This is a genomic window from Companilactobacillus sp. y65-5 (genome assembly GCF_057541095.1).
The window spans coordinates 73,969-86,438 of the sequence record NZ_BAAJOA010000002.1 but is presented as its reverse complement, the minus strand read 5'-3'; the positions used below and the strand labels follow the sequence as shown (position 1 = coordinate 86,438).

The 12,470-nt window shown below is 40.5% G+C and carries 10 protein-coding genes; 7 read left to right on the top strand and 3 right to left on the bottom strand.

What is annotated here, in order from left to right; translation table 11 throughout:
• Positions 1 to 82: 82 nt before the first annotated feature.
• Positions 83 to 331 carry a type B 50S ribosomal protein L31 gene (locus AC27FM_RS04360; RefSeq protein WP_487086216.1) on the top strand — a complete coding sequence of 83 codons (249 nt, stop codon included), beginning with the start codon at positions 83 to 85 and terminating at the stop codon, positions 329 to 331.
• A gap of 25 nt (positions 332 to 356) precedes the next feature.
• Here the strand turns inward: AC27FM_RS04360 and AC27FM_RS04355 are convergent, their stop codons facing one another.
• Positions 357 to 1,583 carry a multidrug efflux MFS transporter gene (locus tag AC27FM_RS04355; RefSeq protein ID WP_487086214.1) on the bottom strand — a complete coding sequence of 409 codons (1,227 nt, stop codon included), beginning with the start codon at positions 1,581 to 1,583 and terminating at the stop codon, positions 357 to 359.
• 89 nt (positions 1,584 to 1,672) lie between these two features.
• Here AC27FM_RS04355 and AC27FM_RS04350 point away from each other — a divergent pair, with 89 nt between their 5' ends.
• The 4 genes from AC27FM_RS04350 (at position 1,673) to alr (ending at position 6,284) form a co-directional block, all read left to right on the top strand.
• On the top strand, positions 1,673 to 3,037 hold the full coding sequence (locus tag AC27FM_RS04350) for a UDP-N-acetylmuramoyl-tripeptide--D-alanyl-D-alanine ligase (RefSeq protein WP_487086212.1): 1,365 nt from the start codon (positions 1,673 to 1,675) through the stop codon (positions 3,035 to 3,037).
• 81 nt (positions 3,038 to 3,118) lie between these two features.
• Positions 3,119 to 4,651, top strand: coding sequence for a degradosome RNA helicase CshA (gene cshA, locus AC27FM_RS04345; protein WP_487086210.1), 1,533 nt, complete (start codon positions 3,119 to 3,121; stop codon positions 4,649 to 4,651).
• Between the two features lie 121 nt (positions 4,652 to 4,772).
• Positions 4,773 to 5,141, top strand: coding sequence for a holo-ACP synthase (gene acpS / locus AC27FM_RS04340; RefSeq protein WP_487086208.1), 369 nt, complete (start codon positions 4,773 to 4,775; stop codon positions 5,139 to 5,141).
• A gap of 27 nt (positions 5,142 to 5,168) precedes the next feature.
• Entirely contained in the window at positions 5,169 to 6,284 is a 1,116-nt protein-coding gene (gene alr / locus AC27FM_RS04335) for an alanine racemase (RefSeq protein WP_487086207.1), read from the top strand.
• Positions 6,285 to 6,335: 51 nt separating this feature from the next.
• Here alr and cbpA read toward each other — a convergent pair whose 3' ends face one another.
• The gene (cbpA, locus tag AC27FM_RS04330; protein WP_487086205.1) at positions 6,336 to 6,998 is read right to left on the bottom strand and encodes a cyclic di-AMP binding protein CbpA; all 663 of its coding nucleotides are present in this window, start codon (positions 6,996 to 6,998) and stop codon (positions 6,336 to 6,338) included.
• Positions 6,999 to 7,159: 161 nt separating this feature from the next.
• Positions 7,160 to 8,143, bottom strand: a complete 984-nt coding sequence (locus tag AC27FM_RS04325) for an L-lactate dehydrogenase (RefSeq protein ID WP_487086203.1) — start codon at positions 8,141 to 8,143, stop codon at positions 7,160 to 7,162.
• A gap of 145 nt (positions 8,144 to 8,288) precedes the next feature.
• On the opposite strand from AC27FM_RS04325, the gene pth reads away from it, so the two are divergent.
• Positions 8,289 to 8,846, top strand: coding sequence for an aminoacyl-tRNA hydrolase (gene pth / locus AC27FM_RS04320; protein ID WP_487086202.1), 558 nt, complete (start codon positions 8,289 to 8,291; stop codon positions 8,844 to 8,846).
• Positions 8,847 to 8,945: 99 nt separating this feature from the next.
• Complete coding sequence (gene mfd, locus AC27FM_RS04315; RefSeq protein ID WP_487086200.1) at positions 8,946 to 12,470, top strand: transcription-repair coupling factor; 3,525 nt, start codon at positions 8,946 to 8,948, stop codon at positions 12,468 to 12,470.

Genomic DNA, 12,470 nt, shown 5'->3' with positions numbered 1-12,470 from the left:
AGTAGTTCATGATAATATTTAATACCGTTAGTAAATTAATCTCTATTTCTGCAAAAGATTTAGGGCAAAGGAGCGACATAGAATGAAACAAGGAATTCATCCAGAGTACCACCAAGTTGTATTCATGGACTCATCAACAGGTAAGAAGTTCTTAGCTGGCTCAACAGTTCAATCAAGTGAAACAACTGATTATGAAGGTACAGAATACCCATTAATTCGTGTTGAAATCTCATCAGATTCACATCCTTTCTATACTGGTAAACAAAAGTTTGCTCAAGCAGATGGACGTATCGACCGTTTCAACAAGAAATATGGTTTATCACAAAAATAAAAAGCCATCCTTTGATAGGAGGCTTTTATTTTTTTCCTTTTTTGGATCTGAAATGTGTCGATACCCAGCCTAAATTTACGGCGGCTAGAATACTAGTACTGATGAATACCGCTGAGTAGCTCAGTGTGCTGGAGATGAATGAACCGAGTAGTGGTCCACAGACATTTCCGACTGACTGGAATGACTGATTATATCCGAAGATTCTTCCAGTATACTTGGGGTCGGTATACTTGGCTAATAATGTCTGAACTTGTGGAACTAGGCAGGCGTCTGATATACCAACGAAGAATCTCAATGTGGCTAACTGCCAGACGTTGCTCACGAAGGCCTGCGGGATGTAGACTAAGACCGCGAAGATCAGACCACCGATCAGGATTTTACTGGTACCGATCCTATCGCCTAAGGCACCGAAACGCGGTGCAGCAATTATATTTGCGATACCAGGCACAGCTGCTACAAAACCAGCAACCAAAGTGACCTTATCAGAGCCATTCATTAACTGCTTTACGTACAGACTAATGATGGGGTTGATAGAGTTATTTGATGTTTGGATGATCATCGTGGTGACGAACATTGCCAAGATCAAATTAGGATTTTTTAAATTCTGGAATATTTCCTTTGTGGATTCCTCTTCACCTTTTGGAATCGGAGTGAAGTCTTCCTTGATGAAGATCGTCACCAAGATGAATGCGATGAATAGTAATGATCCAGTGACCATAAATGGGATTCGATAACCGAGGTATTGTGCGATCACACCACCTACTAGCGGTCCTAGCAAGGTGCCGGAGATGACTCCAGTATTCAGTGTTCCTAGCGCCTTACCACTTTCAGCTCGCGGTGCAGTCGATGCGATCAAAGTGTTAGCATTACTGACGAAGCCAGAAAAAACACCTTGAAGTAAACGGAGCACGACGATCTGCCAGGCGGCAGTAGCGAAGCCTTGAAGGGAAATGACAATAGCCATACCAAGCGCTGCACGGATGAGCATGAGCTTACGACCTCTACGGTCAGCAATCTTACCCCAGATGGGTGAAACAATTGCCATGACTAAAAAAGTTGAAGAAAATGCAATACCGTTCCAAACGACAAGTTGATTTTTTGTGAAATTCCCTAATTGGTTAATGTATAATGGCAAAAAGGGAGTTATCATACTAAATCCAATACCTGTCATGAAAGTACTGAACCAGAGAACGGTTAGATTACGCTTCCAATAACTATTTTCATCAGATACTTTTGTTGATTTAGATGTCATAGTGTATCAATTCCTTTCTAAATATAATACTATACTCTTTTTATTTAGTATGAATTAAAATAATTTTTCAGAATTGGGGAAAAGTATTCATGAAAATGAAACTAAAAGAAGTTTATGCTGCTTTAAAAATCCATACTGACACTGTGCCAGATGTAGATATTACTGGGGTTTGTTTTGATAGTCGTGAGGCCAAGCAAGGCGATCTGTTCTTCCCAATGAAGGGTGACCGTGATGGACATGAATTTATCGACAGTGCAATTTCTAACGGCATCAGTGCCACTGTTTGGCAAAGCGATCATGAAGTCCCTGATAAAGATATTCCGTTTGTAGTAGTAAAAAATGTCTCAAAAGCGTTCGACACTCTAGCCAAGTATTACTTAGCCAAGGTCAATCCTAAGGTGGTTGCCGTCACGGGAAGCAACGGTAAAACGACTACCAAGGATATGATTGCTGCAATTTTATCCGTTGACAATAATGTCGCGAAAACGCCTAAGAATTTTAATAATGAAATCGGTGTTCCATTTACGATTTTGAACATGCCTATCAATACAGAAGTTTTGGTCGTCGAGATGGGCATGGATCGTCCCGGACAGATCGAATACTTGAGTAGTCTGGCTAATCCGGATGTCTCTGTCATCACGATGATCGGCGAGGCTCATATCGAATTCTTCGGTACACGTGATAAGATCGCTGACGCTAAGATGGAGATCGTAGATCATCTACAAGAAGATGGGCGTTTTATTTATGATGGAGATGAGCCATTATTAACTGAACGTGCCCAAAAGATCGAACAAAGAAAATTAACTTTTGGAAAAAAAGATGTGAATACGCTTTACTATACGTCAATAAAGGCTGGGAAGTCGTCCATTTCCTTCAAAACGAACCTTTGGCCAGACTTAGTGTTTGATATTCCGATGATGGGCGAATATAATGTTAAGAATGCCTTGGCTGCAATTTTAGTTGGTCAAGCCCTTCATGTTAAGCCAGAGACTATGGCAAAAGCTTTGGCGGACCTGTATGTTACTGAAAATAGAACAGAATGGTTAAAAGCAAAAAATGGCGCAGATATTTTAAGTGATGTATATAACTCAAACCCGACTGCTGCAATTGAAGTTCTCGAAAGTTTCAAGAAGATTTCAACCTCTGGACGAAAGATGGTTGTTCTAGGAGATATGTTGGAACTCGGTAGTTCATCAAAACATCTGCACGAATCACTTGCAGACCACATCGATACAAGCGACTTTTCAAAAGTCTATCTTGTAGGGGATGAAATGAAGGCTCTGAAAGCTAAGCTGGATCAGAAATACGATGCTGAAGATTTGACTTGGTATAGTAAGGATCAATTAGCAGATTTAACGAACGATTTAGAAAAAGAAATAAACTCAAGTGACACTGTCTTATTAAAGGCTAGTCATGGCATTCATCTGGAGAACGTATTAAGTAAATTAGTATAAGAGTGTGTTATTTGAGAATGATTTATGGACGTATTACGGTCACTAAGTGTGGGCTTGATACGTTACAACTGGAGGATTTTTGTGAAATTTAATGAATTAGATTTAGATTCAAAGTTACTAAAAGCTGTAGATGAGGCTGGTTTTGAAGAAACTACTCCCATCCAAGCTCAAACTATCCCACTAGTATTATCTGGTGACGATGTAATTGGACAAGCCCAAACTGGTACAGGTAAGACAGCTGCCTTTGGACTTCCTATCTTGGATGCGATCGACATGTCATCTTCAGACATTCAAGCGTTGATCATCTCACCTACTAGAGAATTAGCCATCCAAACTCAAGAAGAACTATACAGATTGGGTCGTGACAAAAAAGTCAGAGTTCAATCAGTTTACGGTGGTTCAGATATTAGAAGACAGATTCGTGCCTTAAAGGACCATCCTAATATTGTTGTTGGTACTCCAGGTCGTATGTTAGATCATATCAACAGACACACTCTTAAACTAGGTAACGTCAAGACAGTTGTCTTGGATGAAGCCGATGAAATGTTAGACATGGGATTCGTTGAAGACATCGAAAGCATCCTTTCAAATGTTCCTAACGAACACCAAACTCTTTTATTCTCAGCAACAATGCCTAAGCCTATCATGCGTATTGCAGATAAGTTTATGACAGATCCTAAGGTCGTTAAGATCAAGTCAAAAGAATTAACAGCTGACAAGATCGACCAATACTTCGTCAAAGCTCGTGACTTCGAGAAATTCGACTTGATGACTAGAATCTTCGACGTTCAAGGTCCTGAATTGGCCTTGATCTTTGGTAGAACTAAGCGTCGTGTTGACGAATTGACACGTGGTTTACAAGCCCGTGGTTACAACGCTGAAGGACTACATGGCGATTTGTCACAGGACAAACGTACTAGTGTATTGCGTAAGTTCAAAGCTGGTAAGCTTGAATTTCTTGTAGCAACTGACGTTGCTGCCCGTGGACTAGATATTTCTGGCGTATCACATGTTTACAACTACGATATTCCTCAAGATCCAGACAGCTATGTTCACCGTATTGGACGTACAGGTCGTGCCGGACGCTCTGGTGTTTCTGTAACTTTTGTTACACCTAACGAAATGGGTTACCTACGTACGATCGAGAACTTGACTAAGAAACGTATGAAGCCACTTTCTCCACCATCTGATACAGAAGTTCTTAAAGGTCAATTAGAGTCAGTTCGTCAAGAAGTTAAGGACACACTTGCTGCAGATAAGAACTTGGATCGTTTCGATGATGCTGTTAGCCAATTGTTAGAAGAATACACACCAGAAGAACTAGTTAAGGTTTACTTGACTACAACTATCAAGGATGCTGAAAGTGTTCCTGTTAAGATTGCTCCTGAAAGACCATTACCTTCACGTAAGGTAAGTCGTAGTCGTTCAGGTCATGGTAAGCGCGGACGTTACAGTCATGACCGTCACAATGGTGGTGGCAGTGGTAACCGTCACTCAAGAAGACGTGATGACCACCATAGTGGTAAACCAGGTGAAAAACGTCGTGAGAACAGAAGTAGTTCTAAAACTAAGAGTCAATCAAAGAAAGGTTTTAAGATCAGAACTAATCTTTAATCATTAGTCTGATGTTTAATCTTTTGGAAAATAAAACATTTGTTTTATAATATAAGCGTTGAGGGACAAGGTGATTAAATTTGCTTTGTCTTTTTTTTCAAAAAAAATATGGAGAGATATTATGATCAAAGGACTAGGAGTAGACATTGCGGAAATTGATCGAGTTCGTAAAATCTATAATCGACATCCTCGATTCGCAGACAAAATTTTGACAAGTGAGGAAATGGCAGTATTCTTATCTAGGAAAACCGAAAAAGCTCAAATGACATATTTGACCGGACGGTTTTCAGCCAAGGAATCATTTACCAAAGCAATGGGCACCGGATTAGGTAAGATTGGATTTCATGACTTGAGCATTTTGAACCATGAATCTGGTCAACCATACATAAAAACAGATATTTTTGAGGGAAACATTCAAATTTCTATTTCAGATACGGATGAATTGGTGATAACGGAAGTTATCATTGAAGATGTCGCTGATTCGAAATAGTTATTTGTAAATTTCGGGAGGAACCAAATGTTACCATCAACTCATCGCCCCGCATATGTCGAGGTAAATTTAAATAGTTTAAAAGAAAATCTACAAAATGAACTAAATGCTGTACCGGAGGGTACAAAAGTGTTTGCAGTAGTTAAAGCGAATGCTTACGGCCATGGCCTAGTTGAAGTTGCCAAGGCTGAAATCGAGTTTGGTGCCAGCGGAATCTGTGTTGCCACTTTGGATGAAGGCTTAGAAGTTCGTAATAGTGGCGTTACAGCTCCAATATTAGTTTTGGGTATAACTAGTGTCAATAGCGCTCAGGCCGCCTCAGATGCGGATATTTCGTTAACTGTGGCTAGTTTAGATTGGTTAGAGCAAGCTATCGAAGAAGACATTACCGGTTTGAAGGTCCATTTAGGAATCGACAGTGGTATGGGTCGGATCGGTTTCACTGAAAAGGCCGATTTAGTCACCGCATGTAATTATTTGAATGATCATCCGCATAACTTCGTAGCAGAAGGTTTGTTCACTCATTTTGCGACCGCAGACAGCCCGGATGAAGAATACTTTAACAAGCAAGTCAGTCGTTTCAAGAGTATGAGCAGTGATTTACCAACTAAGTTCAAGTACGTTCACAGTGCTAACTCAGCTACTGCTCTGTGGCATCAAGATTTAGCTACAAATCTGATTCGTGATGGGATCGCCTTGTATGGTTTGAATCCATCACAGACAGACATTACAGAATTGCCGTATGAATTGAAGCCAGCACTGAGCCTGTATTCAGAGTTAGTTTTTGTCAAACGGATCCCTGCTGGTGAGAGCGTCGGATATGGTGCTACGTATACGAGTGAAGATTCTGAATGGATCGGAACCGTGCCACTAGGATACGCTGACGGTTGGTTGAGACGAATGCAAGGCTTTGAAATTTTGATCAATGGCGTACGCTGTCCGATCGTAGGTCGGGTATGTATGGATCAATTCATGGTCAAGTTGCCATATAAAATGCCAGTCGGCAGTAAGGTGACTTTGATCGGCAAAGATGGCGATGATGAAATCACTGCTACCGATGTAGCTCAGTACGCGGGAACGATCAATTATGAAGTTATCTGCTGTTTGAGTGAACGACTACCTAGAAGATACGTAAAAAAATAGTACAAAAATAGGGGCTGATATTAAAATCAACTCCTATTTTTGTGGCTTATTTTACAAGGTATCACGATTTAAAATCTTGCCGGATTTTAAATCATCAATTTCTGATACGATAAAACTCTTCTTCTCTAAACGTTTGATGATTTCTTTGAGAGTATCAACGTCGGTACCTGAAGGTAGGGTGAACAAGGTACGGCGGACAACTTCATTGGACTTGGCATCTAGAGTAACACATGCGGCTATAGAGACGTATTTGGATATGATCTTAGACATCCTCTCAAGGTCACCGCGGTCACCTGATGAACTGACGGTCAAAACATAACTGCTGATCTCAAGATTCCAGGAATCTGACAACATGCTCAGTAGTCTTGCGTGAGTCAAAATCCCATAGAACAAGTTTGACTCATCCAAAACGGCGATGTAGGGCAGATCCTTAATGTTGAAGAATACTTTGAAAAATGGTGAGTCAACGCTGATGGTCTTGGTAGCGTTCTTCATCAAAGTAGTTACAGGTAGATTCATATCACCACCGCGTGACTTGTGGCGATAAATGTGCATCTTATAAACATTTCCCCTAAATATTTGACCACTTTCATCAAGAATTGGGATACAACGGTAACCTGAATCTTCAAGAACTTTTAATGCTTCCTCAAGAGTGACAGTTTCTTTGACGGTTGTGAGTTTTTCTTTTTGTAGAACCAATGATTTAACTAACATATATATCACATCCAATCTTCTCTAATGTATCAATGATACAGTATAAAAATGAAAAAAAAAAGAGAGGTCCCCAAAACATGTAGAAAAACCAATGTTTGGAGTCTCTATAAATAAAAAAAAACTAGGACGATTGTCCTAGTTTTAGATTTGGAAATAAGGGATTATTGACGACCCTTGATACCTGTAGCTTCAAAACCGTCTTTAAGAATCTTTGTAAGTTCTGCAGCTGATTGTTTCATTTGTTCTTCTTCTTTATCATTCAATGGAACTTCAATGATTTGTTTTAGACCTTTACGGTTGATAATAGCAGGTGAACCGATATAAATGTCTGAAACGCCATATTGACCAGTCATCATATTTGATAATGCAAGAACAGTGTTTTCGTCACTTAGCAATGCCTTGCAGATTCTTGCAAGTGCAGTACCAATACCGTAGAATGTAGCACCCTTAGTATTGATGATGTCGTAAGCAGCATTAACAGTCTTCTTTGAGATAGCGTCAAGAGTTTCTTGAGTGATTTCTGGATGTTGTTCCATCCATTCAGCCATTGTAACGCCACCAACTGTAAGGTGTGACCATGCAGCGAATTCTGAATCACCGTGTTCACCCATGATGTATCCGTTAACTGAACGAGGGTCAACGCCTAATTCTTCACCAACGAATTTTTGTAATCTAGATGTATCTAGTGATGTACCTGAACCAATTACGCGTTCCTTAGGGAAGCCTGAAAGTTTCCAAGTAGCGTATGTCAAGATATCAACTGGGTTAGCAGCAACTACGAAGATACCGTTGAAACCTGATTCAACGATTGGGTCAACAATTGTCTTCAAGATGTTCAAGTTCTTGTTAACAAGGTCTAGTCTTGTTTCGCCTGGTTTTTGTGGTGCGCCGGCTGTGATAACAACGATATCAGCATCCTTAGCATCTGAATATTCACCTGCGTGAATGTTCTTAGGGAATGAGAATGGAGTTGCGTCTGCAAGATCCAATGCGTCACCCTTAATCTTATCTTTGGCGATATCACAAATAACTAATTCTTGTGCAATACCTTGAAGTGTCATTGCATAGGCAAATGTTGAACCTACGGCACCGTCACCAACTAGAAGTACTTTTTGGTGGTTCTTTTCGTTTGTTGGAGTTGTCATGTTTTATAATCATCCCTTCGAAAATAAATATGTTTCGAGTTCAATTATACAAATAATGAGGGTAAATAAACAGGGTGATTGTGAAAAAATTGAAAAAATCCCACTTTTTGCGTGATATAATTAAAATTCGAAATGAGGTATTGATATGAAATTGATTGTTGGATTAGGAAATCCAGGCAAAAAATACGATCGTACGAAACATAATATGGGCTTCATGACGATCGATAAGTTAATGGAAGAGTATGGACAAACTCAAACTAAAAAAGATTTTGAAGCTGAATACTGCAAATTCAAAGTAGATGGCGAAACAGTCTTTTTAGTTAAGCCACTGACATTCATGAATGAATCCGGTCGAGCTGTGAAATTTTTGACCGGCTACTACCAAATAAGACCAGAAGAAATTCTGGTCATTCAAGATGACTTGGATATGCCGATAGGAAAAATCAGATTACGCGCCAAGGGTTCTGCTGGTGGTCATAATGGAATTAAGAGTATAATCTCATCTATGGGCACAAAAGAGTTCAAGCGTATTAAGATAGGCATCCAACATCCAGATAGACAAACGGTTGTGAATTGGGTTTTGACACCTTTCACTAAGGATCAGGCACCAGTTGCTCTGACGGGGATCGATAATGCTGCTGATGCAGTCAAGGATTGGATAGCTGGAGATACATTTGACCAATTGATGAACAAATATAATTAAGAGTGGGAGAGGTCTTGCGATACATAGTGAATGCAAAAATCTGGACTTCGCAGCTCTTACCTAAGTTGGATTTTGAAACGAAATCCGGAGGGACGAACTTTGAATTTAATAGACTTTATTTCAAATAAATTAAACCTTGGGGAATTTATTGAACAAGTCAAACCAAAAACAAAGAACATGTTGACAGGTTTGGTCGGTTCAACGATTTCCCTATTTGCGTTACAAACGCTAAAACAAAAAAACAAAAAAATATTAATAGTAGAAAATACTAATTTTCACGCTAATAGATTGTATGACGATTTAAACTTATTAGACACTGAACATACGTATATTTTCCCGGTGGAAGAAGCCATCTCGACAGAAATCGCCACTAGTTCTCCGGACGAATTGAGTCAACGCTTAGATGCGTTGAGTTTTTTAGTGAGCGATGAGTCAGGAATCGTCGTCACTTCCGTAGCTGGATTGGAGTATGCCTTGTCATCCAGTGAGTTATTTAAGGCGGCTCAACTGAGAATAGCTAAGGGTGAAGAACATGATTTGGAGAACCTGAATGCGACCTTTGTACAGATGGGTTATAAAAAGGACAAGTTAGTTGCTAAACCGGGGGATTTTGCGATCCGTGGTGATATTGTAGATATCTATCCACTAAACGTGGATGATCCCGTGCGAATTGAGTTTTTCGGTAACGAAGTCGACCGTATCAAATTTTTTGATACCGAAACACAGCGTAGTATGGAAGATTTGGATGAGATCGAGATTTTACCCGCTAATGACAGAGTTATTACGGAAGATCAAGTTCAAGCAGGTATTCAAAAGCTACAAAAGAGTTACGATAAGCAATTGACTTCAGCTGCTGACGATAAAGATGTCAAAAGTAATCTGGATGTGACTTTTTCTCAAATGATCGAAGAATTATCTGAGGGGATTCGTCCCGGAAACATCGGTAGTATCATCGATTATTTACTGGATGAGCCTAGTAGCTTACTGGATTATTTAACTTCGGATGATGTCGTCATGTTCGACGAATACAGTCGACTGGTCGAACAATCAAATGATAACCGTGCTGACAACCAATCATGGTTAGCTAGTCAATTAGAGTACGGCAAAGCCTTGCCAGAACAAGTCATCCGCCAGAACTTCATTGAGTTGATGAAGAAAAACGAAAATCCACAAGTTTATATGTCCGCCTTCCAACAAGGAATGGGACATATTCGCCTCAATCAACTACACAACGTGCCGGTGAGAAGCATGCAGCAATTCTTCAGCCAGATGCCACTGCTGAAGTCAGAAGTGGAGCGTTGGCAAAAACAAGGCTATACGATTTTGTTGTTGATCAGTAATCAAAAACGAATCTCGGCAATAAATAATACTTTGATCGATTTTGGTATCAAGGCTACTTTGACGACGGCAGATAAGGTGATCGAAGACCAGACCCAGATCATGAATTCCAGACTGGGATTAGGGTTTGAAATACCTGAGGAAAAAGTCGCCATCATCACTGAGAAGGAATTGTTCAATAAACAACCTAAACGACGTCGTCATCAAACTTTGGCTAATGCTGAACGTTTGAAGAGTTATAACGAACTCAAACCCGGTGACTATGTAGTTCATGTCAACCACGGTATTGGTAAGTTCATCGGTATGCAGACGATGGAAGTTGACGGCAAGCATCAAGATTATATTACGATCGAGTATCGTGATGACGGACGTCTGTTCATCCCAGTATCACAGCTAGATATGGTACAAAAATATGTCTCGGCTGAAGGTAAATCACCGCGGGTAAATAAATTAGGTGGTAATGAGTGGCAAAAAACTAAGCGTAAAGTTCAATCGAGTATTGAGGACATCGCGGACGATTTGATCGATCTGTATGCCAAACGTGAAGCTGAAAAGGGCTTCGCCTTTCCCAAAGACGATGACATGCAACACGACTTTGACAATGCCTTCCCATATCCAGAGACACCAGACCAATTGCGTTCGATCGACGAGATCAAGCGCGACATGGAAAAACCCCATCCGATGGATCGACTGTTAGTTGGGGATGTTGGATTTGGTAAAACAGAAGTGGCACTACGTGCAGCTTTTAAAGCAATCGAAGCCGGTAAACAAGTGGTCTTTCTAGCTCCAACTACATTGTTGGCGCAACAACACTACGAAACCATGAAAGATCGCTTCGAAGGATTCCCAGTCAATATCGAAGTATTATCAAGGTTTCAATCGCGAAAACGTAGTAAGGAGATCATCCAAGAATTAGCCGATGGTCAAGCGGACATCGTAGTCGGTACACATCGCCTGCTGTCAAAGGACGTTAAATTCTCTGATATCGGCTTGTTGATAATCGACGAGGAGCAACGCTTCGGTGTAAAGCACAAAGAAAAAATCAAAGAACTCAAGGCGAATGTGGACGTACTGACTTTGACAGCGACGCCTATCCCCAGAACTTTGAACATGTCGATGTTAGGAGTGCGTGACTTGTCGTTGATCGAAACAGCGCCAAGCAATCGTTATCCAGTACAGACTTACGTGATGGAACAAAATTTTGACGTGATCGCTGGAGCTATCAAACGTGAGATGGAACGTGGTGGACAAGTCTTTTATCTACACAATCGTGTTGATGATATGGAACAAGTGGCCGGGCAACTACAAGCACTAGTTCCTGATGCTAGGGTCGCCACTGCCCACGGCCGGATGACGGAGACACAGATGGAAGGTGTCATTGCCGACTATCTAGCTGGTGAATATGACGTCTTAGTAACGACGACCATCATTGAAACTGGTGTTGATATGCCGAATACCAATACTCTGATCGTTGAGAATGCTGACAGATACGGCTTGTCACAGCTGTATCAAATTCGTGGACGTGTCGGCCGTTCCAATCGTGTTGCTTACGCCTACTTGATGTATCGACCTAATAAAGTTTTAACTGAAGTTGGTGAACAACGACTAGAAGCCATCAAGAACTTTACTGAATTAGGCTCAGGCTTCAAGATTGCCATGCGTGATCTGTCGATTCGAGGCGCTGGTAATTTATTAGGTAAGCAACAACACGGCTTCATTGATTCGGTCGGTTTTGATCTATATACGCAGATGTTGAATGATGCTGTGGCGAAGAAACGGGGTCATACTAAGGCTGAGAAGACTAATGCGGAACTTAATTTGGAGCTAGATGCATATATACCTTCGACTTATATCAGCGACGAACGTCAAAAGGTCGAATTATACAAGCGGATACGTCAGATCGACTCAGACGAAAACTATCAAGAAGTCAGATCAGAATTATTGGACCGCTTCGGTGAATACCCGCAAGAGGTTTCTAATTTACTAGATGTCAGTCTTTTGAAGACGTCATTAGATGAGTCGTTAGTCAAAAATGTCGTCATGAAGAGTGGCATGATCGTCTTGAAGTTCTCCGACAAAGCCAATGATTATTTGACAGGTGACTTAGTCTTCAAGTTCTTGAGTAATACGACTATGAAAGCCACGGTTCACAATAACAACGAATTCAGTATTTCGTTAGATTCAAGCAGTGTTAAAAAAGATGAATGGTTCCCACAACTGCAAAAATTCGCTGTGGAAATGGCAAAGGAATTCGACAAACTAAAGAAAGAAAAAATTAAAAACTAA